Origin of the sequence: Actinomadura sp. NPDC048394 (assembly GCF_040651755.1) — a bacterium.
Lineage (GTDB): Bacteria > Actinomycetota > Actinomycetes > Streptosporangiales > Streptosporangiaceae > Spirillospora > Spirillospora montaniterrae.
Genome location: NZ_JBEZJL010000006.1, coordinates 18,561 through 39,168 on the forward strand (window position 1 = coordinate 18,561; position 20,608 = coordinate 39,168).

General features: G+C 72.0%; 19 protein-coding genes, 1 tRNA gene, 3 pseudogenes and 1 riboswitch. Of the genes and pseudogenes, 14 read left to right on the plus strand and 9 right to left on the minus strand.

Features of this window, described 5'->3' with window-relative positions; all coding sequences use genetic code 11:
- Positions 1 to 217: 217 nt before the first annotated feature.
- From AB0C78_RS05155 to AB0C78_RS05165, 3 genes are all read right to left on the minus strand, one after another.
- Positions 218 to 1,705, minus strand: coding sequence for a potassium/proton antiporter (locus AB0C78_RS05155; RefSeq protein ID WP_360741897.1), 1,488 nt, complete (start codon positions 1,703 to 1,705; stop codon positions 218 to 220).
- Positions 1,706 to 1,808: 103 nt separating this feature from the next.
- Positions 1,809 to 2,798, minus strand: a complete 990-nt coding sequence (locus AB0C78_RS05160) for a 2-hydroxyacid dehydrogenase (RefSeq protein ID WP_360741900.1) — start codon at positions 2,796 to 2,798, stop codon at positions 1,809 to 1,811.
- 211 nt (positions 2,799 to 3,009) lie between these two features.
- Entirely contained in the window at positions 3,010 to 3,591 is a 582-nt protein-coding gene (locus AB0C78_RS05165; RefSeq protein ID WP_360741903.1) for a 5-formyltetrahydrofolate cyclo-ligase, read from the minus strand.
- A 33-nt stretch (positions 3,592 to 3,624) separates the two neighbouring features.
- On the opposite strand from AB0C78_RS05165, the gene galU reads away from it, so the two are divergent.
- Genes galU through AB0C78_RS05185 form a run of 4 tightly spaced genes read left to right on the plus strand, consistent with a single transcriptional unit; the run spans position 3,625 to position 6,753 of the window.
- Positions 3,625 to 4,560, plus strand: coding sequence for a UTP--glucose-1-phosphate uridylyltransferase GalU (gene galU / locus AB0C78_RS05170; protein ID WP_360741906.1), 936 nt, complete (start codon positions 3,625 to 3,627; stop codon positions 4,558 to 4,560).
- Between the two features lie 26 nt (positions 4,561 to 4,586).
- Positions 4,587 to 5,792, plus strand: a complete 1,206-nt coding sequence (glp, locus tag AB0C78_RS05175; RefSeq protein WP_360742352.1) for a gephyrin-like molybdotransferase Glp — start codon at positions 4,587 to 4,589, stop codon at positions 5,790 to 5,792.
- Positions 5,789 to 6,268, plus strand: a complete 480-nt coding sequence (gene moaC, locus AB0C78_RS05180) for a cyclic pyranopterin monophosphate synthase MoaC (RefSeq protein ID WP_360741909.1) — start codon at positions 5,789 to 5,791, stop codon at positions 6,266 to 6,268. Before glp ends, moaC begins: the two co-directional genes overlap by 4 nt.
- Before the next feature lie 8 nt (positions 6,269 to 6,276).
- On the plus strand, positions 6,277 to 6,753 hold the full coding sequence (locus tag AB0C78_RS05185; protein ID WP_264159838.1) for a MogA/MoaB family molybdenum cofactor biosynthesis protein: 477 nt from the start codon (positions 6,277 to 6,279) through the stop codon (positions 6,751 to 6,753).
- 48 nt (positions 6,754 to 6,801) lie between these two features.
- On the opposite strand, the gene AB0C78_RS05190 is transcribed toward AB0C78_RS05185, so the two are convergent.
- Positions 6,802 to 7,587 (minus strand): DeoR/GlpR family DNA-binding transcription regulator, encoded by a 786-nt coding sequence (locus AB0C78_RS05190; RefSeq protein WP_360741912.1) that lies wholly within the window; start codon positions 7,585 to 7,587, stop codon positions 6,802 to 6,804.
- 140 nt (positions 7,588 to 7,727) lie between these two features.
- On the opposite strand from AB0C78_RS05190, the gene AB0C78_RS05195 reads away from it, so the two are divergent.
- The 5 genes from AB0C78_RS05195 to AB0C78_RS05215 all read left to right on the plus strand — a co-directional run bounded on the left by AB0C78_RS05195 (position 7,728) and on the right by AB0C78_RS05215 (position 11,358).
- Positions 7,728 to 8,627 (plus strand): sugar isomerase, encoded by a 900-nt coding sequence (locus tag AB0C78_RS05195; protein ID WP_360741915.1) that lies wholly within the window; start codon positions 7,728 to 7,730, stop codon positions 8,625 to 8,627.
- On the plus strand, positions 8,624 to 9,736 hold the full coding sequence (nagA, locus tag AB0C78_RS05200) for an N-acetylglucosamine-6-phosphate deacetylase (protein ID WP_360741918.1): 1,113 nt from the start codon (positions 8,624 to 8,626) through the stop codon (positions 9,734 to 9,736). The genes AB0C78_RS05195 and nagA overlap by 4 nt, the downstream gene beginning before the upstream one ends.
- Positions 9,737 to 9,818: 82 nt before the next feature.
- Positions 9,819 to 10,439, plus strand: a complete 621-nt coding sequence (locus tag AB0C78_RS05205; RefSeq protein ID WP_151544796.1) for a GNAT family protein — start codon at positions 9,819 to 9,821, stop codon at positions 10,437 to 10,439.
- A 224-nt stretch (positions 10,440 to 10,663) separates the two neighbouring features.
- Complete coding sequence (locus tag AB0C78_RS05210) at positions 10,664 to 11,233, plus strand: hypothetical protein (protein WP_360741921.1); 570 nt, start codon at positions 10,664 to 10,666, stop codon at positions 11,231 to 11,233.
- Positions 11,234 to 11,284: 51 nt separating this feature from the next.
- A tRNA-Ala gene (locus AB0C78_RS05215) sits at positions 11,285 to 11,358 on the plus strand.
- A gap of 450 nt (positions 11,359 to 11,808) precedes the next feature.
- Here the strand turns inward: AB0C78_RS05215 and AB0C78_RS05220 are convergent.
- The 3 pseudogenes from AB0C78_RS05220 to AB0C78_RS05230 all read right to left on the minus strand — a co-directional run.
- A pseudogene (locus AB0C78_RS05220) lies at positions 11,809 to 11,889 on the minus strand (hypothetical protein); the annotation flags it as partial.
- A gap of 169 nt (positions 11,890 to 12,058) precedes the next feature.
- Positions 12,059 to 12,381, minus strand: a pseudogene (locus tag AB0C78_RS05225) (DDE-type integrase/transposase/recombinase); the annotation flags it as partial.
- A 138-nt stretch (positions 12,382 to 12,519) separates the two neighbouring features.
- Positions 12,520 to 12,624 (minus strand): annotated as a pseudogene (locus tag AB0C78_RS05230) (leucine zipper domain-containing protein); the annotation flags it as partial.
- A 591-nt stretch (positions 12,625 to 13,215) separates the two neighbouring features.
- Between AB0C78_RS05230 and AB0C78_RS05235 the strand changes: the two are divergent.
- Both AB0C78_RS05235 and lepB read left to right on the plus strand, forming a co-directional pair.
- Positions 13,216 to 14,583: an IS1380 family transposase gene (locus AB0C78_RS05235; protein ID WP_360741924.1), complete on the plus strand. Its 1,368-nt coding sequence runs from the start codon at positions 13,216 to 13,218 to the stop codon at positions 14,581 to 14,583.
- A 300-nt stretch (positions 14,584 to 14,883) separates the two neighbouring features.
- Positions 14,884 to 15,786, plus strand: a complete 903-nt coding sequence (lepB, locus tag AB0C78_RS05240) for a signal peptidase I (RefSeq protein WP_360741927.1) — start codon at positions 14,884 to 14,886, stop codon at positions 15,784 to 15,786.
- A 6-nt stretch (positions 15,787 to 15,792) separates the two neighbouring features.
- Here lepB and AB0C78_RS05245 read toward each other — a convergent pair whose 3' ends face one another.
- On the minus strand, positions 15,793 to 16,719 hold the full coding sequence (locus AB0C78_RS05245) for a transposase (RefSeq protein ID WP_360741930.1): 927 nt from the start codon (positions 16,717 to 16,719) through the stop codon (positions 15,793 to 15,795).
- A gap of 41 nt (positions 16,720 to 16,760) precedes the next feature.
- On the opposite strand from AB0C78_RS05245, the gene AB0C78_RS05250 reads away from it, so the two are divergent.
- Complete coding sequence (locus tag AB0C78_RS05250; protein WP_360741933.1) at positions 16,761 to 17,306, plus strand: nuclear transport factor 2 family protein; 546 nt, start codon at positions 16,761 to 16,763, stop codon at positions 17,304 to 17,306.
- A 179-nt stretch (positions 17,307 to 17,485) separates the two neighbouring features.
- Positions 17,486 to 18,730 carry an ion channel protein gene (locus AB0C78_RS05255; protein ID WP_360741936.1) on the plus strand — a complete coding sequence of 415 codons (1,245 nt, stop codon included), beginning with the start codon at positions 17,486 to 17,488 and terminating at the stop codon, positions 18,728 to 18,730.
- A gap of 14 nt (positions 18,731 to 18,744) precedes the next feature.
- Here AB0C78_RS05255 and hpnH read toward each other — a convergent pair whose 3' ends face one another.
- A complete protein-coding gene (gene hpnH, locus AB0C78_RS05260; protein WP_360741939.1) occupies positions 18,745 to 19,746 on the minus strand; it encodes an adenosyl-hopene transferase HpnH in 1,002 nt (333 codons plus the stop codon).
- Between the two features lie 116 nt (positions 19,747 to 19,862).
- On the opposite strand from hpnH, the gene AB0C78_RS05265 reads away from it, so the two are divergent.
- The gene (locus AB0C78_RS05265; protein WP_360741942.1) at positions 19,863 to 20,465 is read left to right on the plus strand and encodes a TetR/AcrR family transcriptional regulator; all 603 of its coding nucleotides are present in this window, start codon (positions 19,863 to 19,865) and stop codon (positions 20,463 to 20,465) included.
- 55 nt (positions 20,466 to 20,520) lie between these two features.
- Positions 20,521 to 20,602: riboswitch (ZMP/ZTP riboswitch) on the plus strand.
- Positions 20,603 to 20,608: the final 6 nt, after the last annotated feature.

Below are 20,608 nucleotides of genomic sequence, written 5' to 3' on the forward strand. Positions count from 1 at the left end.
ACTGGCACTCACTCTAGATGACTGCTAATGGTACCCATGCATGGAACAGGATTCGCCCCGGGTCTGTTCCCGAGTCTCCCAAGGCCCCTCTCCAGCAGGACTCCTCGCCCGCCCCGCCCGACTCCGCGCCCGTGCGGCGGCCCGACCCTGCGCCCGCCCCACCCGACCCTGCGCCCGCCCCGCCCGACCCTGCGGCCCGACCCTGTGGCCGTTTCGCTCATGTTCCGGTCTCGCCGAACCAGCCGGCCAGCTTCCCGCGGCGGCTGATGGCGCGCAGCCTGCGTTCCGTGGTCTCCCGTACGGTGTCGGTGGTCACGACCAGCAGCGTGTCGCCGCTCTGCAAGGGCGTGGTGGGTTCCGGCACGAAGCTCTCCCCGTCCCGTACGACGAGGGTAATGGACGCTCCGGCGGGCAGCCGCAGCTCGAAGATCTCCACACCGCTCAACCGGGAGTCGGGTGGGATACGGACTTCTAGTAGGTCCGCATGGAGCTCCTCCAGGGGCGCGGCCTCCACGTCCAGTTCGCGGGTCTGCTCGTCGCTCTTGAGGCGGCACCAGCGCGCCACCAGGGGCAGTGTGGGGCCCTGCAAGAGGGTGAACACGACGACGATGTTGAAGACGATGGAGAACAGCCGGTCGGCGTCCGGGACGTCCTTCACCATCGGGATGGTGGCCAGGACGATGGGGACGGCGCCGCGCAGCCCCGCCCATGAGGCGAAGACCTTCTCGCCCCACGACAGCTTGAACCCGATCGAGGACAGCACGACCGACGCCGGGCGCGCCACGAGCAGCAGGACGAACCCGATGACGAGCGCCGGGACGATCTGGCCGGGGAGCGCGCCGGGGGAGGCCAGCAGTCCCAGCATCACGAACAGCCCGATCTGGGCGAGCCACCCGATGCCTTCGGCGAAGCCCCTCGTGGCCGGGCGGTGTGGCAGGCGCGCATTGCCGAGGACTAGCGCGCTCACATAGACGGCCAGGAAGCCGCTCGCGTGCAGCAGTGTGGCGGCGCCATAGGAGCCGATGGACAGCGACATCACGGCGATGGGGTACAGGCCGGATGCGGGGAGGGCGACGCGGCGCAGCGCCTGTGCGCCGAGCCAGCCGATCGCGAAGCCGAGCACGCCGCCGGCGACCAGCTCGTACACCATCACGCCGGCGAGTTCGGCGAGGTTGGGGACGCCGCCGTGCGCCGCGCTGAGCGTGACCACGATGATCACGACGGGTGCGTCGTTGAACCCGGACTCGGCTTCCAGGAGCCCGGTCAGCCGGGACGGCAGGGGCAGCCGGCGCAGCACCGAGAACACGGCGGCGGCGTCGGTGGGGGCGAGCACGGCGGCCAGCAGGAACGCCGGGCGCCAGTCCATCCCGATCAGCCACCGGGCGGCGAGCGCCACGACGGCGATGCTGATCAGGGTGCCGATGGTGGACACGCTGAGCGCGGCGGGCACGGACGGCCGCACGTGCCGCCAGCTGGTGGTGAGACCGCCCTCGGCGAGGATCAGGACGAGGGCGGCGAGGCCGAGCGTCTCGGCCAGTTCGGCGTTGTCGAAGTCGATGTGGAGGGGGCCGGACTCGCCGACGAGAAGGCCGAGGCCCATGTACGCCAGGAGGGTCGGCAGGCCGGCCTGGTGCGACAGCCGGACCGCGACGATGGCGCTGAGTACGAGCACGGCCCCGAGGAGTAGCCAGATGTCGAGATGCACATCCCACCCTTCGGGGTCGTCAAAGTTGAACTTTTAGCAATACTACAGAATTGTGTGTCAAATGCATACTTGCGGTTGATGAACGAGATGCCTAGAACGCCCGTTATCTCCGTCTGACCTGCGGGTCCACGCCGTTGACCACGTTCTGCACCGCGTGTCCCTGGACGGCCCTGGTGACGTTGTCGAGCAGCATCGTCACGATGTTCCGCTGCGACTGCGTCGTCCCGCCCGCCGCATGCGGTGACAGCAGGACGTTCTCATGCGCGCGCAAGGGGGAGTCGGCCGGAGGCGGCTCCTCGTCGAACACGTCCAGAGCGGCACCGGCGAGCCGTCCCGACTCCAGTGCGGCGAGCACGGCGTCGTCGGGCGCGATGCCCCCGCGCGCCACGTTCACCAGCAGCGCCTTGTCGGGGAGTAGCGCGAGACGTTCCGGGCCTATGAGGCCGCGCGTTTCGTCGGTCAGCGGCAGGGCGAGCACCAGGATGTCGGACGTGGCGAGCAGATCGTCCAGCTCCCTGTACCTGACCGGTGCCGAGGCACGCGGACGCCTCGTCCAGTAGGAGACCTCACAACCGAGGACCTGGAACAGCCGCGCGGCCTCCGCGCCTATGGCGCCGTAACCGACGACCCCTACGCGCTGCGCATGGACTTCCCTTGTACCGCGCGCCAGAAGCTCCGTCTGCGGCCATTCGCCCGCGCGCACATGCCGGTCGCCCCAGACGAGGTGGCGGCACAGGGCGAACGCGGCGCCGACCGCCCATTCGGCCACTCCGCGTGCGTTGGCACCCGCGGTGTTGGCCAGCGGCACGCCGGCCTCCGCCAGCGCGGCGCCGTCGATGCTGTCGGTGCCCACGGCGGGCATCTGCACGAACGCCAGATGCGGCGCGGCGGCGACCGCCTCGGCATCGAGTTTCAGCTGGGCGCTGAAGTCGCCGATGACCAGTTCGGCGTCCGGGAGCGCCGCGAGGAGCCCGGCGCGGTCCCTGGTCTGCGGGAACGCCACCTCCACGGTGTCGCCGAACGATCCGAACAGGCCCCGCACGATGTCCTCCCCGAGCGGGGGGAGGGAAAGGATCCGCCACGGCGCCGCCATCTCGAACCTCCAGGTGAGCCTCGCGTCGAACCGCGGTCCCCGAAGCCGCGATCTTGCTGATTCTCACCCTATGCGGCCGTCCGGTACTGGCCACAGGGCCAGGTCCTCCTAACCGCGAGGCCACACCTCTGGGGCCGCCGGATGCGCCCTCCCGGCGTCGTCCCGGGCCACCGGAGGTGCCTTCCCGAGAGCCGGGACGCCCGCCGCCGCCTCAGCCGAACCGCACCAGCCCCCCGGACGGCGTCGCCGCGGCGCGCACCCGCTGGTCGTGCGGCTCCGACGGGAGCTCGTCCACCAGCTCGGAGTCGTACACCAGCCCGACCGTCAGGATCGCGGGCCCCACCCGGGCGAGCGCCCGGTCGTACGAGCCGCCGCCGCGGCCCAGCCGCATGCCCGTCCGGTCGACCGCGACCGCCGGGGTCAGGACCACGTCCGCGCTGGCCACGGCCCCCGGGCCGCGCGGCGGCTCCGTCGGCTCCAGGCATCCGCGCGGGCCCGGCGCCAGCGAGTCGGGACCCTCGAACGACGCCCAGTCGAGATCGCCGTCCGGCAGCAGGCGGGGGAGGAGCACGTACGCGCCGCGCTTCCACAGCGCGAACAGCAGGCTCCGGGTGTCCGGTTCGGTGCCGACGGAGACGTAGGCGGCGATCGTCCCCGCCATCTCGATCTCGGGCACGGACAGCAGCGCGTCGCGCAGCGACCTGCCCGCCGCGGCGCGCTCCTCGGGACTCATGGTCCCACGCCTTTCCAGCAGTCCGGTGCGGACGCCGGTCTTCGAAACGATGTCGTGCACGCTGTTGTCCTCGTGGATGGCTAGGGTCTTTTCATGGTCGACATTGCACCCGTGCTCAAGGCCGTCGTACCGGCGGCCGGCCTCGGTACCCGATTCTTGCCCGCCACGAAGGCGACGCCCAAGGAAATGCTGCCCGTCGTCGACAAACCGGCGATCCAGTACGTCGTCGAAGAGGCCGTGGACGCCGGCCTCAGCGACGTGCTCATGATCACCGGGCGCAGCAAGCGGTCCATCGAGGACCACTTCGACCGCGCCTACGAGCTGGAGGAGGCGCTCAACGCCAAGGGCGACAGCGAGCGCCTCGCGGCCATCCGCGAGTCCGCCGACCTGGCGATCATGCACTACGTCCGGCAGGGCGAGCCGCGCGGGCTCGGCCACGCGGTGCACTGCGCCCGCCAGCACGTCGGCGACGAGCCGTTCGCGGTGCTGCTCGGCGACGACATGATCGACGCGCGCGACAAGCTCCTGCAGCGGATGATCGAGGTGCGCGGCCAGTACGGCGGCAGCGTCGTGGCGCTGATGGAGGTCGAGCCCGACCAGGTGTCCGCCTACGGCTGCGCGGCCATCGAGGCGACCGGCGAGGACGACGTCGTGCGCATCTCCGACCTGGTCGAGAAGCCCGCGCCCGAGGAGGCGCCGAGCAACTGGATCATCATCGGCCGGTACGTCTGCGACCCCGCGGTGTTCGACGTGCTGGAGAAGACCCCGCCCGGCCGCGGCGGCGAGATCCAGCTGACCGACGCGCTGCGCACCCTCGCCGACATGCCCGCCGACAACGGCGGCGGCGTGTACGGCGTGAAGTTCCGCGGCCGCCGCTACGACACCGGCAACAAGCTGGAGTACCTGCGGACGGTCGTGCAGTTCGCCGCCGAGCGCCCCGATCTCGCGCCCGAGTTCATCCCGTGGCTGCGCGAGTTCGTCCAGACCCATGACGCCGCGGACGGCGTGGGCGGCTCCGGCGACGCGTGACGACCCGTCACACTGGGGCCGTGGGCATGAGAACGGTCGATGAGCACCTGACGGAGATCCTCGGCAGCGTCGCGGCGCTGCCGCCGCTCGACCTCGCGCTGCTGGAGGCGCAGGGGACGGTGCTCGCCGAGCCCGTCACCGCGCCGGTCCCGCTGCCCCCGTTCGACAACTCCGCGATGGACGGCTACGCCGTCGTCGCGGCGGACATCGCGGGGGCCACCGAGGCGGAACCGGTCGCGCTCCCCGTGGTCGGGGACATCGTCGCCGGGGACCCGGGCGTCTCCGCGATCCGGACGGGCCTGACCGCGCGCATCATGACGGGCGCCCCGCTGCCCGCCGGCGCCGACGCGGTCATCCCGGTCGAGTGGACGGACGGCGGCGCCGCGACCGTCCGCATCAGCCGTCCCGCACCGGCCGGGAACTACATCCGGCGGTCCGGCGAGGACGTCCTCGCGGGGCAGACCGTCGTGGAGGCCGGGACGCGGCTGGGCGCGACGCAGATCGGCATGGCCGCCGCCGTAGGGCGCTCGCATGTCGTCGTAAGGCCGAAACCGCGCGTCGTCGTCGTCTCCACAGGGGACGAGCTACAGGAGCCCGGTACGCAGCTCGCGCCGGGGCAGATCTGGGAGTCCAACAGCTACATGCTCACCGCCGCCGTGGTGGAGGCGGGCGGGATGGGCTTCCGGCAGGCGACCGTCCACGACGAGCCCGCCAAGGTCATGGAGATGCTGGAGGACCAGCTCGTCCGGGCCGATGCCATCATCACCTCGGGCGGTGTGTCCATGGGCACAAGGGACGTGGTGAAGGAGGTGCTGTCCGGTACCGGCACCGTGCGGTTCCACAAGGTGCGTATGCGCCCGGGTAAGCCGCAGGGGTTCGGGCTACTGGAAGGCACGCCCGTCTTCACGCTCCCAGGGAACCCCGTAAGCGCATACGTCTCGTTCCAGGTTTTCGTGCGTCCCGCCTTGCGCGCCATGCAGGGGCTCCCGCCCGAACCGATGCCCACCGTCAGCGCCGTCCTGGCCGAGGACGTCAGGTCGCCTGCCGGGCTGCGGCATTTCCTGCGCGGACGGCTGTCGTCCAACCGCGGTCACTACACCGTCTCCCCGGCGGAGACGCAGGGGTCCCACCAGCTCGGCTCGCTCGCCATGGCGAACGCGCTGATCGCCCTGCCGGAGGACACCGAGGCGCTGCCCGCCGGCTCGCACGTAGACGTCATGAGGTTGCCATGAGTGCCATGGGCACCGAGTTCTCGCATCTGGACGACAAGGGCGCGGCCCGCATGGTGGACGTGTCCGCCAAGGACGTGTCGGCCAGGACCGCCACCGCGACCGGGTTCGTCCGGCTTTCCGCCGAATGCGTCGGGTTGCTGCGCGCCGGCGACATGCCGAAGGGCGACGCGCTGTCGGTCGCCCGGATCGCCGGGATCATGGGGGCCAAGCGCGTCCCCGACCTGGTGCCGCTCTGCCACCCGATCGCGCTGCACGGTGTCACCGTCGAGCTGGAGATCCGCGACGACGGCGTGGCGATCACGGCCGTGACCCGCACCGCCGACCGCACCGGCGTGGAGATGGAGGCGCTCACGTCCGTCTCCGTCGCCGCGCTCGCGCTGGTCGACATGGTCAAGGCGGTCGACCCGGCCGCCGTGATCACCGACGTGCGGGTCGAGGAGAAGACCGGCGGCAAGACCGGCGTGTGGCGGCGATGATCCGGGCGATGGCGGTCACCGTGTCCAACCGCGCGGCGGCCGGCGTCTACGCCGACAAGTCGGGCCCGGTGCTGGTCGAGCTGCTGGAGGACCTCGGCTGCCAGGTCGACGGACCGGTCGTGGTGCCGGACGGCGAGCCGGTCGCCGAGGTGCTGCGGGACGCGGTCGCGCAGGGCTACGACGTCGTCGTGACGTCCGGCGGCACCGGCCTCACCCCGACCGACCGGACGCCCGAGATGACCCGGCTCGTGATCGAGCGCGAGGTCCCGGGGATCGCCGAGGCGATCCGGCTGGAGGGCCGCGACAAGGTGCCCGCCGCGATCCTGTCGCGCGGCCTCGCCGGCCTCGCGGGCCGCACGCTGATCGTCAACCTGCCCGGCTCGACGGGCGGCGTGCGCGACGGCATGGCCGTCCTCGGCCGCGTCCTGGCGCACGCCGTCGACCAGATCGGCGGCGGCGACCACCCGCGCCCGCCGGCGGGCTAGCCCGCGTCGGGCCTGGACGAACCAGGTCAGGATCGGCCGCCCCCTGGGTCAGGCCTGGACGACCCGGACGCCGGCCTCGGTGAAGGCCGCGACGTCCGCGGCGGGGACGGTGCCGTCGGTGACCAGGACGTCGATCCGGCTCGTGTCGCAGATCCGGGCGAACGCGCGGCGCCCCACCTTCGAGCCGTCCGCGACCACCACCACCTGGTCGGCGCGCTCGGCCATCAGCCGGTTGACGTCCGCCTCGCCCTCGTTGTGGCAGGTCGCGCCGTGCTCGACCGCCACCCCGTTGACGCCGAGGACCGCCACGTCCAGCGTCACGTGGTCGAAGATCCCGCTGGCCAGCGGGCCGGTCAGCTCGTAGGACTGCGGGCGCGGCACGCCGCCGGTCAGCACGATCTTCACGTGCGGCCGGACGGCGAGCTCGGTGCCGATGTTCAGCGCGTTCGTCACGATGGTGATCGCGGGGGAGCCGCCCTCGGCGTGCAGGTCGGCGCGCGTCGCGAGCACCCGCGCCACCTCGGACGTCGTGGTGCCGCCGTTCAGCCCGATGATCGACCCGGGCCGGGCGAGCTCGGCGGTCGCGGCGGCGATGCGCTGCTTCTCCGTCGCGTTCCGCGCGGTCTTGTAGCGCAGCGGCAGGTCGTAGCTGACGCTCTCGGCGACGGCGCCGCCGCGCGTGCGGGTGAGCATCTGCTGCTGCGCGAGCTGGTCGAAGTCGCGGCGGATCGTCGCGGCCGACACCGCCATCCGGGCCGCCGCCTCCTCGACGCTCAGCCGGCCGGCGCCCGCGAGCATCTCGAGCAGCGCGTTCCAGCGTTCGTGGCGTGTCACCCCGGCCCCTTTCCGGTACGCGGACGGCCCCGCGGGACGGCTCTGGCCTGGATTGTAGCGATGCACCACTATGGTCTTTTCTGCTCGGATTTGGTATTGAACAAGCAAGAACACGCAGGCGGCTGCAGAGGGAGAGGTCCATGGCGGAGCGCGGCGGCGGGCACACCGAGGCCGAGATCGCGTCGCAGCCCGGCCGCTGGCGGCGGGCCGCCGCGACGGCCGCGGACCTCGCGCCCGTGCTGCCCCGGCGCGGCGAGCGGACCGCGGTGATCGGATGCGGGACGTCCTGGTTCGTCGCCCAGGCGTACGCGGCGCTCCGCGAGGCCGCCGGGCACGGCGAGACCGACGCGTTCGCCGCGTCCGAGTTCCCGGCCGGCCGCCGCTACGACCGGCTCCTCGCGCTGACCAGGTCCGGCACGACCACCGAGGTCCTGGACGTGTTGGCGCGCGTGCGCGGCACGACCCCGACCGTCGCGATCACGGCCGACGCCGCGACGCCGGTGATGAACGCCGCGGACGAGATCGTCGTCCTCGACTACGCCGACGAGCGCTCGGTGGTGCAGACCCGCTACGCCACGACCCAGCTCGTCCTGCTCCGCGCCCACCTCGGCGAGGACGTCGCCGGGGTGATCGCCGACGCCGAGCGGGCCGCCGCCGAGCCGCTGCCCGCCGCGGCCGTCGCCGCGGACCAGTTCACCTTCCTCGGCCGCGGCTGGACGATCGGCCTCGCGCACGAGGCCGCCCTGAAGATGCGCGAGGCCGCGGGCGCGTGGACCGAGTCGTATCCCGCCATGGAGTACCGGCACGGCCCGATCGCGGTCACCGGGCCCGGCCGCGTCGCCTGGATGTTCGGCGAGCCGCCGGCGGGCCTCGCCGGCCAGGTCGCGGACGCCGGCGGCACGATGATCACCACCTCGCTGGACCCGCTCGCGGACCTGATCAGGGCGCAGCGGCTCGCCGTCGAGATCGCCCGCGCGCGCGGGGACGATCCCGACCGTCCACGGAACCTCACCCGCTCGGTCATCCTGGACGCACGATGACGACTCTCACGAACGCCCGGATCGTCCTGCCCGGCGGCGTCACGACCGGGACGCTGCACATCGCCGGCGGCCGCCTCGCCGTCTCGTCCGCCGGGCCCGGCGAGACCGTCGACCTCGGCGGGCGGCACGTCGTCCCCGGCTTCGTGGACATGCACGTCCACGGCGGCGCGGGCGCGTCGTACCAGACCGGACGTCCCGAAGAGGCTGAAAAGGCCGCCCGTTTCCACCTGGCCCACGGGACGACCACGACGGTCGCCAGCCTCGTCACCGGCACGCCCGATGAGCTCGCCAATGCGGTCGCGAACCTCGCCGACCTCGCCGCCGACGGCCTCATCGCCGGCGTCCACCTCGAAGGCCCCTACCTCGCCCGGGACCGCTGCGGCGCCCACGACCCCGGCCTCCTGCGCCACCCCGACCGCGCCGAGTTCGCCCGCCTCGCCCGGCTCGGCGGCGGCCACCTCCGCATGATCACCCTGGCGCCCGAGCTGCCCGGCGCGCTCGACCTCGTCCGTGACGCCGCGTCCGCCGGCGTGATCGCCGCGGTCGGGCACACCGACGCGCCCGGCGCGACCGCCCGGGCCGCGTTCGACGCGGGCGCGACCGTCGCGACCCACCTGTTCAACGCCATGCGCCCGCTGCACCACCGCGAGGGCGGCCCGGTCGCCGCCGCCCTCAACGACCCCCGCGTCACCGCCGAACTGATCAACGACGGCGTGCACGTGGAGGCCGCGGTCGCCCGGCTGGCCCTCGCGGCCGCCCCCGGCCGCGTCGCCCTGATCACCGACGCGATGGCCGCCGCCGGCATGGGCGACGGCGACTACCGGCTCGGCGTCATGGACGTCCAGGTCCGCGACGGCCGCGCCACCCTCGCGGGCGGGACGTCCATCGCCGGAAGCACGATCACGATGGCGGACGCGTTCCGCCGCACCGTCGCCGTCCTCGGCCTGCCGATAGAAGAGGCGGCTGTGGCGGCGTCCCTCGTCCCGGCGCGCGCGCTGGGCCTCGACTCGCGTGTCGGCTCGCTCGAACCTGGCAAGGACGCCGACCTTGTGGTCCTGAACGACGACATGTCCGTCCACCGCGTCATGAAGGCCGGCCACTGGGTGTGACCCGCGCGCCCCCAGGCGATTTCCCGGCCACAATGGATGGCGTTCGCAGGTCCTACCAGGGAATCATGGAACCGTGGAACGATTGCGGGGATGGCCGGTCACCCTCACCGAGGGTCCCGTCGGGCTGCGACCGCTGCGGCACCGCGACGCCGCCACCTGGCGCGAGCTGCGGGTCCGCAACGCCGACTGGCTGCGCCCCTGGGAGCCCACCAACCCCGAGACGCCGCTGTTCCGCAGCGGCCTCGGCCCCTACGTCAGCATGGTGCACACCATGCGCCGCGAGGCCCGCCAAGGCCTCGCCCTGCCCTGGGTCGTCACCCACGAGGACAACTTCGTCGGCCAGCTCACCATCGGCGCGATCGTCTGGGGCTCGGCCCGCTCCGCCCAGATCGGCTACTGGGTCGACAAGCAGGTCGCCGGACGCGGCGTCATTCCCACCGCGGTCGCCCTCGCCGTCGACCACTGTTTCTTCACCGTCGGCCTGCACCGCCTCGAAGCGAATATCCGCCCCGAGAACGCCGCCAGCCGCCGCGTCGTCGAAAAGCTCGGATTCCGGGAAGAAGGAATTCGCCGCCGCCATCTGCACATCGACGGCGCCTGGCGCGACCACATCTGCTACGCCCTGACCGTCGAGGACGTCCCCGGTGGCCTGCGCGCCCGCTGGCTGGCCGAACGCAAACAGGCATTTCCCCGGCGCACTTGAGTCCGGAGTGACTTTCGCCGCGTAAGAATCCTGCGATCGAGAAGACTCGGCAAACGGAGAGTAACGGCGGCATCGATCTCGCGACACACCGCCCCTTATGCTCGTCAACCTCTGACACCGGCTCGTACCGTGCGGGGCGTGACCCTGCTCCCATTGCACGCCCGCGCGCCGAAAGTCGGCCCGCCGATTCCGCGTGCCCTGGGACGGCCCGGGGCGGTGACCGCGTGAGCAGCGCCGTCCTCTACCTCGCCATCGTCGCGGTCTGGGCCATCGTCCTGGTACCCATGTGGCTGCGCCGCGACACCGAGAACGCCGGCATCACCCGGCTCCTCCACAAGCGCGCCGACGAACTCGACGGCGACGAGGAGACCACCGAGGCGCCCCAGGACGCCGAGGAGGAGCCGCAGGAGGCCGACGAGCCGCAGGAGGCCCCGCGGCCCCGCCGTCCGGTGACCCGCGGCGCCGTCATCGCCCGGCGCCGCCGCCGCACGTCCGGCCTCGCGGCCCTGCTCGTCACCGCCGTGGCCCTCGTCGCGTCCGGTGTGCTGCCCTGGTGGTCGGTGCTGCCGCCGACGCTGCTGCTGGCCGGCCACCTCACGCTGCTGCGCGTCGCCGTCGGCATGGACGCCGCCCGCCGCCGCGCCGCCGCCGAGGCCCGCGCCGCCGCCCGCGCCCGCGCGATCGAGGCCCGCCGCGCCGAGCAGGAGGCCGAACCCGCCGAGGTCATCGAGCTGGTCACGCCGGAGGAGGTCTTCGACCAGTACGCCGACGACCGCCGCGCCGTCGGCGAATGACCCGGCCGTGCGCGAGCACCCCTCGAAGTGCGCTAACCTTACAGAGTCCTCGGGGCTGTAGCGCAGTCCGGTAGCGCACCTCGTTCGCATCGAGGGGGTCAGGGGTTCAAATCCCCTCAGCTCCACCGAGAACACCCAGGTCAGAGGTCGGTTCAGGAGAGATCCTAAACCGACCTCTGATCATTTGCCACCACGTTGCCACCAAGACCAAGCGACACCAGATGGCACGCTCCGGCCACCCGAACCTCACCCCCACGCCACACCGCCTCACAGCCCCTGAGGCAGTCCTCGGCTGCTGCGCAGGATCAATACCTGACGATGCACCTGCGAGGCATTGAAGGCTCAAGCCCGCGCCGCTGGCTCTGTCACGGAACCCTTGGCTGCTGATTGCGGTACGGCACGGACATGAGCGTTTCTCGCGGGGCCATCCCGCAGATGGTCACTGCTTCCGGGGGTGCTCGGCGTCGGTGAAGTCGCCGTGGAATCAAGCACCCTTCCGGCGATCTTGCGACTCTCGTTGATCGCTGGCAACCCTCGCGACGACGGCAACCATCGGCGCCGGGAGGTGTACTTGATCATGATCTTGGTGACAGTCGGATGATGGGTGGCTTGCCGCCGAGCGCGGAGTGTGGACGGGTGGTGTTGTGGTGCTCGTGCCAGGGGTCGAGGGCTTGAGTGCGCTGGTCGTTGCTGGTGTAGGGGGCGCCGGTAGGCCCATTCGGTGGTCAGGGCGCGGTTGAGGCGTTCGGCCTTTCCGTTGGTCCACGGACAGCGCGGCCGGGTGAACTTCTGGCGGGCGCCCAGGTCGGTGCATGCCTGTTGGAAAGCATGGCTGACCCGGTGGTTGCGGGCGTTGTCGGTCAGCACCCGCTGGATGCGGGTGATGCCGTGCGCGGCGAAGAACGCCGCCACCCTGGCCAGGAACGTTGCGCAGGTGGCGCGCTTCTCATCGGGCAGGTCTTCGGCGTAGGCGAGGCGGGTGTGGTCGTCGATGGCGGTGTGGACGCGGCCGCGGACGGCTTCGCTGCGTCCGTGCACCCGCCAGCCGCCGCCGTCGGGGACCCGGTCGAGATGCTTGACGTCCAGATGGATCAGCGCACCGGCTCATCGTGCTCGTACCGGCGGTCGCTGTGGCGGGCCGCGCGGATCTGGTTCCCGGTGATCGGGTCGAAGGCGGCCAGGACCGGGACACCGTGGCGGCGCAGGATGCGGGTGACGATGCGGGCCGGTACCCCGGTCACCGCGGCGATGTGGTCGGGACCGGCGCGCAGCCCGCGGCGTGCAGCGAGCACCCGCTGCTCGGTCTGGGCCGGGGTCTTTGGCGGGCTGGAGCGGGGGGCGCTGCGGCGTTCGGTCAGCCCGTCCCAGCCCTGACGACGGAAGCGGCCCACCCACCTTTACTGGACTACGCGAAACGGGCCCGATTGGGCCCCTGCGGCATCATCGCTTGGTCGAGGCAAGTCGCGTATCGGCTTGCCACAGGAGCGACACCGCATGCACAATCCGCCGTGGTCCCGGCGCCGAGCCAGCAGGCGAGCTGACGCGGGGCCGCCTTGCAATGATCCCGTCCGTGCCCTAGTCGTTTTGACCGCGCCCGGCGGGCAGTGCTGAAGTCGGCAGGTGGACAGTGTCCCGCCAACCGGCAGTTGTGGAACCAGATCAACCTGTCCTACCAGCATGAGCACGAGCTGCAGATCGGCGCCGCGCCCCGGTTGGGGGGCATGTCCGCTATTCCCGACGCGTACCGGCCTGCTCTGGGTGACGTTGCTGGCACTGGCAAGCGCGTCCTTGAACTCGGCTGCGGCACCGGCCAGTGGTCCAGGCCCTGGCCATCGAGGGCGCCACCGTGGTCGGACTCTAACCTCGCGCTTTCATGGCGGATTGATTCCGGCTGGTCGTTGACATGAGAAAAGTGCTCCTGAACTGGGAGGATAGGGCTTGCTGAAGGTCCTGTCCGCGCCGAGTTCTGGAGCACTTTCCAAGTGAAGACTACCGGCCGCAAGGCCAAGATCGTGGTGTCCGGGGACGGCGCGGGGATCGCCTCCCAGGCGGGCGGCCTGCTGCTGATCGAGGCGCTGCGGGTGACGGGCCTGGACCAGGGCCTGTCACGGGCGCTGGCGCGGTGGCGGACGTCGCGGGCGGTGCACGATCCCGGGAAGATCATGACGGACCTGGCGGTGACACTGGCGCTGGGCGGAGACTGCCTGGCCGACATAGCGGTGCTGCGGTCCTCACCGGAGTTATACGGGCCGGTGGCCTCCGATCCGACAGTGTCGCGGCTGGTCAAGACCCTGGCACAGGCCGGGCCGGCGGCGTTGCGGGCGATCCGCACCGCGCGGGCCCAGGCACGCGAGCGGGCCTGGGCTCTGGCCGGTGATCGTGCTCCGGGCGCCGACGGCGACCTGATCCCGGTGGACCTGGACGCGACCATCGTGATCGCGCATTCGGACAAGGACCAGGCCGCCCCGACCTGGAAGCGCACCTTCGGGTTCCACCCGATGACCGCGTTCATCGACCACGGCCCGGGCGGGACCGGTGAGGCCGCCGCGCTGGTGCTGCGGCCGGGCAATGCCGGGTCCAACACCGCCGCCGACCACATCACCGCGGGCCGCCTGGCCCTCAACCAGATTCCGTCCCGCCTGCACAAACAGGTCATCATCCGGACCGATTCGGGTGGCGGCACGCATGAGTTCCTGGACTGGGTCACCGCCCGCCGCGTCAAGTACTCGATCGGTTTCAACCTCACCGACGACATCTGCGCCGCGATCCTCGCCCTGCCCGAGCACGTGTGGCAGGCGGCCTACGACGCCGACCGGCAGCCCCGCCCCGGGGCGTGGGTGGCCGAGCTGACCGGCATGCTGGACCTGTCGTCGTGGCCCAAGGGCATGCGGGTCATCGTCCGACGCGAACGCCCGCACCCCGGCGCGCAACTACGGTTCACCGACATCGACGGGCACCGCTTCACGTGCTTTGTCACCGGAACCCGGCACGGGCAGCTCGCCGATCTGGAGCTGCGCCACCGCCGCCGCGCTCGCTGCGAGGACCGCATCCGCTGCGCCAAGGACACCGGCCTGCGCAACCTGCCCCTGCACGACGCCGCCGCCAACCAGATCTGGCTGGAGGTGGTCGCACTGGCCGCCGACCTGACCGCCTGGACCCAGATGCTCGCCCTGACCGGCCACCCGGCCCGCACCTGGGAACCCAAACGCCTGCGGCTGCGGGTCTTCTCCGCCGCCGGACGCCTGGTCCGCGGAGGACGACGGCTCAGACTCCGGCTGAGCAACCGCTGGCCCTGGACCGACCTGATCACCACCGCGATCACCCGGCTGCAGCTGCTGCCCGCACCCTGACCAGCAACAAGCCGTCCCATCAACACCAGGAAGGAGACCACCAGGGCCCGTGGAACCCCGCCCACCCGACGCGACAGTCGGGCCAAACAGCTAACCCGCCACCGAAAACGAAGGGTCGGTTGGGTCGCTCCGCGACCCAACCGACCTCACGAAAGATCGAGGCTAGAGCCGGATTTGTTTCTCTGATCGGTTGATTTCGGACGCCGGGTTCGGTGGAGAGGGGTCTCTTCGGGGAGGGGACGGGGCGCCGCGACAGTAGGATCCCGCCTGGACGGCAGGCCCGAGGGGGATCGGAGAGACATGCATTCCAGCTCTGACGGCGCGGCGCCCCGCGAGGAGGACCTCGACAGGTCCGCACCTGGAGACGAGGCCTCGGAGCGGCCGTCCGGCGGAGCGGAGCCGGGAGCGGACGGCGACTCGTCGGAGCCGGCGAAGAAGAAGAGGAAAGGGTCGTTCTGGAAGGAGCTGCCCGTCCTCATCGTCGTCGCCGTGGTGCTCGCGCTCGTAGTGAAGACGTTCCTGGTGCAGGCCTTCTACATTCCGTCGGGATCCATGCAGAACACGCTGGAGATCGGCGACCGGGTCCTCGTCAACAAGGTCGTTTACCATACGCGCGACGTCAAGCGCGGCGACATCGTGGTGTTCAACGGGATGGACTCCTGGGATCCCGAGGTGACGTACGAGGAGCCGACGAATCCGGTGTCGCGGTTCTTCCGGTGGGTGGGCAGCGCGTTCGGGGTGGCGCCGGGCGAGAAGGACTACATCAAGCGGGTCATCGGCGTGCCGGGCGACCATGTGAAGTGCTGCGACGCGCAGGGCCGCGTGTCCGTCAACGGAACGGCCCTGGACGAGCGGTCGTACCTGTACACCGATCCGGTCACCCATGAGCAGAACAAGCCGTCCGACCAGCCGTTCGATGTGACGGTGAAGCCGGGGACGCTGTGGGTCATGGGGGACCACCGGGAACTGTCCGCGGATTCGCGCGCGCATCAGAAGGATCCCGGCGGCGGCGCCATTCCGGAGGACCGGGTCATCGGCCGCGCCTTCGTCGTGGTGTGGCCGGTGAACCGGATGAAGATGCTGCACATCCCGGGCACTTTCGATCAGGCCATCGGCGGGCTCGCTCCCGCGGCTCCGTTCGCGCTCGGAATGGCGGCCGCGACGCCGGTCGTTCTGCTGCGGCGCCGTTTGCGGAAGGGCTGACGGGCGTCAGGATTCCAATGCGGTCGTGATGCGCTGCCAGGTGCCGTCGCGGGTCCACAGCCGGAAGCGGCCGTAGATCGTGCGCCAGTGGCCGTAGCGGGCGGGGACGCGGCGCCAGGGGACGCCGGTGCGCTCGCGGAAGCGGATGCCGTCGATGACGGCGCGGTGGTCGATCCAGTGCGGGCCGCGGCCGTCGGGCGGGAGGAGGCCGGCGATGCGAGCCCACTGGTCGTCGGACAGGTCGTGCTCGTCCGGTTGTTTCATGAAACAAGACGGCTGCGGGTCGGTGAGGCGGGCGCGGGTACGGCGGACCAGGTCGTCGAACAGGTCGTCGTCGTGGTAGCCCGCCATGCGGCCGGCGATGCGGGACCAGCGTTCGGACGCGCCCGGCACCGTGTCGCCGAGCGCCGCCCCCACGTCGTGGGTCACGTCGGACAGCGGGGCCTTGGCCTCCAGAAGCGCCACGCCCACGGTCGTGCGGGCGATCCAAACGAACGCGTCCGCGCGCGCGTCGTCGTCCAACGGGCCGCGTTCGAGTGCGGCCAGCAGCCGGTCGAGGGCCGCGGCCCAGGCGGGTGAGAGCCGCGCGTGCGTGCCGAACAGCGGCGCGATCCAGGGATGGGCGACGAGGCAGCGGCGCACGTCCCGCATCCACAGCTCGACCGCGTCGTCCCACGGCACGGCGGCCCCCGGGCCGGGGGCGGCCACGTCCTCCAGGACGAGGCCGGACACCCCGGCCAGCAGCGCGTCCCGGTCCTTGACGTGCCGGTAGATCGCCATCGGGGTGACCCCGAGCCGGGCGGCGGTGGCGGCCATGGTCAGCGCCTCCAGCCCGCCCTCGTCGAGCACGCCCAGCGCCGCCGACAGGACGTCCCGCACGGTCCGGCCGCGCCGGACGACGGCGGAGGAGTTCGTTGACGGTTCCGTGGCCACCCTGCTAAGTCTACGGCATACACAACCGGAGGGAGATCGGGATGGCTGTCATCGACCCGAGGAAGTCGTGGGCCGCGCTCGAGGAGCGGCTGGCCCGGGAGACCGACCCGATCCTGCGCAGGAACCTCGAGATCGTCATCACCCACACCAAGGCCGAGTCCCGCGGCGACCTCGACGGCCTGATGGACACCCTCACCGACGAGCCCGCGTACCGGATGGGCATGCCGGGCGCGCCCGGCATGCGGCCGCGCGGCCGCGCCGAGGTCCGCGCCTTCTACAGCGACTTCGTCGCGTCCGGCGCGACCCAGCTGGAGCACGACATCGACCGGCTCGCCGTCGACCGCGACTGCGTGGTCACCGACGGGCTGATGCGGATGGCCTACCCGGGGCGGACGCTGCTCGCCCTCGGCATCGAGGTCGACGACCCCGACGCGTTCTACCTGTACGAGACCCGGATGGCGATCGTGTGGCCGATCGACGAGCAGGGCCGCATCATCGGCGAGGAGAGCTACACCGACCGGGACGGCTTCGCCGGCATCGCCGGCCGCAAGCTCGCCGAGGGCGACATCCTCCCCCTCGGCGCCTGATCCGTCCGGGCGGGACCACCCGCGGCCGCCCGCGGTCAGGTGACGGCCCACAGGCGGGCGGCTCGCGGGACCGCGCGACGCGGCCGCCGCGTGAATTTGACCAGGGGTTTCAGCGCGGGCGGATCTTCGCGGGTAGGGAGAAGGAAGATCGATGATGCCGGGTCCGGGGGGAGGACGGGGTGGCCGGCAGTACCACCGCGACCAAGCCCGCCGCCCTGCTGGCGCTGGCTCTCCCCGCGCTGCTCATCGGCATCGGATCGAGCCTGCTCCTGCTCGGCGTCAGCACCGTCGCCGAGGCGCTGCAGAAGGCCGTCTGGGACCGGCTGCCGCACGCCCTCGGCATCGGCGGGGAGCCCGCCTGGTGGACGTTCCTGATCCTCACCCTGGCGGGCGTCGCGGTCGGGCTCACCGTCGCGAAGGTCCCGGGACGCGCCGGCCCCGACCCCGCCACCGAGGGCCTGGTCGCGCCGCCGATCCCCGCCGCCGTCGTCCCGAGCCTGCTGCTCGCCACCGTGCTGACGCTCGCCGGCGGCGTCAGCCTCGGCCCGGAGAACCCGATCACCGCCGTCAACATCGCGCTGGCGTTCGCGCTCGGCAGGCGGCTGCTGCCCGCCGTGCCGCGCGAGGCGTGGGTCGGCCTCGCGGCGGCCGGGACGATCGGCGCCCTGTTCGGGACGCCCGTCGCCGCCGCGCTCATCCTGTCGGAGACGGCGCTGGGCAAGCCCGGCACGCCGCTGTGGGACCGCCTGTTCGCGCCGCTCGTCGCGGCCGGCGCCGGTGCGCTCACCACCGTCGCGCTCGCCGCGCCGATGCTGACGGTGGACGTCCCCGGCTACCGCCGCTTCGAGTTCGCGGACCTCCTCAGCGGCTCGGTCATCGCCCTCGCCGCGTGCGCGCTCGGCCTGCTGCTGGTGTACGCGTTCCCGCACGTCCACGCCGCGTTCCACCGGCTGCCGGGCCCGGTGGTCGCGATCACGGCGGGCGGGGCGCTGCTCGGCGTGCTCGGCGCGATCGGCGGCCGGATCACCCTGTTCAAGGGCCTGGACGAGATGAAGACGCTCACCGAGCACGTGTCGTCGCACTCGACCGGCGGGCTGCTGCTGATCGTCGTGGTGAAGCTCGCCGCGCTGCTGGTCGCCGCGGCGTGCGGGTTCCGCGGCGGGCGGATCTTCCCGGCGGTGTTCACCGGCCTCGCGATCGGGCTGCTCGCCAACCGGCTGGTCGACGCCGTCCCGGTGTCCCTCGCGATCAGCTCCGGGGTGCTCGGCCTCCTCGTCGCCCTGACCCGGCAGGGCTGGCTGAGCCTGTTCATGGCGGTCGCCGTCGTCACCGACATCAAGCTGCTGCCGCTCCTGTGCGTCGTCATCCTGCCCCCGTGGCTGCTGGCCATGGGACGCCCGGAGATGCTCATCGAGGAGGGCTGACAGGACGCGGCACGTCACCCGGCGAGCGCGCGGAGGCTCTCGCGGAGGGACTGGGTGGTGGCGAGGACGGCGGTGGGCTCGTAGCCGCAGTGGGCCATGCAGTTGTCGCAGCGCGGGTCGCGGCCCCGCCCGTAGGCGTCCCAGTCGGTGGTCTCCAGCAGTTCCTTCCAGGTGGCGGCGTAGCCGTCGGCGAGCAGGTAGCAGGGCTTCTGCCAGCCGAGGAGCGAGTACGACGGCACGCCCCACGGAGTGCAGGCGAACTCGCGCTTGCCTTCGAGGAAGTCGAGGTAGAGCGGGGAGTGGTTGAGCCGCCAGCGCCGCCGCTTGCCGCCCGCGAACGCCGCCGCGAACAGGTCGCGGGTCTGCTGGACGCCGAGGAACCGCTCCTGGTCGGGAGCCTTCTCGTAGGCGTAGCCCGGCGCGATCTCCATCCGGTCGACGCCGAGCTCGTCGTTCAGGTAGTCGAGGGTCTCCCGGATCGTCTCGGGCGTGTCGGTGTTGTAGAAGGTCGAGTTCGTGTAGACGGCGAACCCGGCGGCCTTGGCGGCCCGGATCGCGTCCACGGCCTGGTCGAAGACGCCGTCCTTGCTGACGGACTCGTCGTGGCGCTCCTTCAGCCCGTCGATGTGCACCATCCACGCGAAGTCGCGGTGCGGGCGGAAGCGGTGCAGGTGCTTGCGCAGCAGCACCGCGTTGGTGCACAGGACGACGAACTTGCGGCGCCGCAGCAGCTCGACGACGATCCGGTCGATCTGCGGGTGCATCAGCGGCTCGCCGCCCGCGATCGACACCATCGGCGCGCCGCACTCCTCGACGGCGGCGACCGCCTGCTCCACCGGCATCCGCTGCTTGAGCAGCGACGCGGGCTGCTGGATCTTGCCGCAGCCGGCGCACTTGAGGTTGCAGGCGAACAGCGGTTCCAGCTCCATGATCATCGGGAACTTCGCGGTGCCGCGGAGCCTCTGCCGCACCAGATGGGTCCCGATCTTGACCGCCAGCCGCATGGGCAGTCCCATGTGCGCCTCCCCGTTCCGCGGGTGTCGTCCGTGCGCCGGACCGTCCCGGCATCCGGACGATGCTCCATACAGCGAGTATGAAACATGGTGGCTGTATGTCAATATAGATTCGCCGTATGACGCCGTCTCGACGCGCGGAGCATGCCGCTGACACCCGTGCCGCCCTGCTGGGCGCCGCCCGCGCGCTGTTCGCCGAGCGCGGGTACGCCGCCACCGGCACCGAGGACGTCGTCGCCGCGGCCCGCGTCACCCGCGGCGCGCTCTACCACCACTTCCGCGACAAGGCCGCGCTGTTCGGGGCCGTGGTCGAGCAGGTCGGCGCGGAGCTGGCCGAGCGGCTGATCCGCCAGCAGCTCGACCGGCCGGCGGCCGGCGGGCCGCTGGCGCAGATCCGCGACGGCCTCGCCGCGTTCCTCGACACCTGCGTCGACAGCGACTTCCAGCGGCTCGTGCTCGTCGAGGGACCCATCGTGCTCGGCGCCGACGCCTGGAACGACCTCGCCGAGCGGCACGGGCTGCGGCTGCTCACCGAATGGCTCGGGCGGGCGATGGACGCCGGCGAGCTGGACCGGCAGCCGCCGGAGGTGCTGGCCCGGCTGATCGTCGCGATGATCATCGAGGCGAGCCTCGTCATCGCCCGCGCCGACGACCAGGCCGCCGCGCGCGTCGAGGTCGGCGCCGTCCTGGACCGCACCCTCCGCGGCCTCCAACCGGCCTGACCACCGCGGGCCCCCGGCCGGCCTGGCGGCCAGGGCGCCGCCTGCGGTTACAGTGTGGGCGGGCCGTGACTGGCGCCTAGGGTGGAGCACCACCGGGGAGCGGCCCGACACGGCCGCCGTGCGCCTGGGCGATCCATGACGAC

What these genes read in the sequence shown, in the direction of transcription:
- AB0C78_RS05160 (WP_360741900.1), bottom strand. Translation starts at nt 2,798, where the DNA reads ATGGCGGCGCCGTGGCGGATCCTTTCCCTCCCCCCGCTCGGGGAGGAC.
- galU (WP_360741906.1), top strand. Translation starts at nt 3,625, where the DNA reads ATGGTCGACATTGCACCCGTGCTCAAGGCCGTCGTACCGGCGGCCGGC.
- glp (WP_360742352.1), top strand. Translation starts at nt 4,587, where the DNA reads ATGAGAACGGTCGATGAGCACCTGACGGAGATCCTCGGCAGCGTCGCG.
- moaC (WP_360741909.1), top strand. Translation starts at nt 5,789, where the DNA reads ATGAGTGCCATGGGCACCGAGTTCTCGCATCTGGACGACAAGGGCGCG.
- AB0C78_RS05185 (WP_264159838.1), top strand. Translation starts at nt 6,277, where the DNA reads ATGGCGGTCACCGTGTCCAACCGCGCGGCGGCCGGCGTCTACGCCGAC.
- AB0C78_RS05195 (WP_360741915.1), top strand. Translation starts at nt 7,728, where the DNA reads ATGGCGGAGCGCGGCGGCGGGCACACCGAGGCCGAGATCGCGTCGCAG.
- nagA (WP_360741918.1), top strand. Translation starts at nt 8,624, where the DNA reads ATGACGACTCTCACGAACGCCCGGATCGTCCTGCCCGGCGGCGTCACG.
- lepB (WP_360741927.1), top strand. Translation starts at nt 14,884, where the DNA reads ATGCATTCCAGCTCTGACGGCGCGGCGCCCCGCGAGGAGGACCTCGAC.
- AB0C78_RS05250 (WP_360741933.1), top strand. Translation starts at nt 16,761, where the DNA reads ATGGCTGTCATCGACCCGAGGAAGTCGTGGGCCGCGCTCGAGGAGCGG.
- hpnH (WP_360741939.1), bottom strand. Translation starts at nt 19,746, where the DNA reads ATGGGACTGCCCATGCGGCTGGCGGTCAAGATCGGGACCCATCTGGTG.
- AB0C78_RS05265 (WP_360741942.1), top strand. Translation starts at nt 19,863, where the DNA reads ATGACGCCGTCTCGACGCGCGGAGCATGCCGCTGACACCCGTGCCGCC.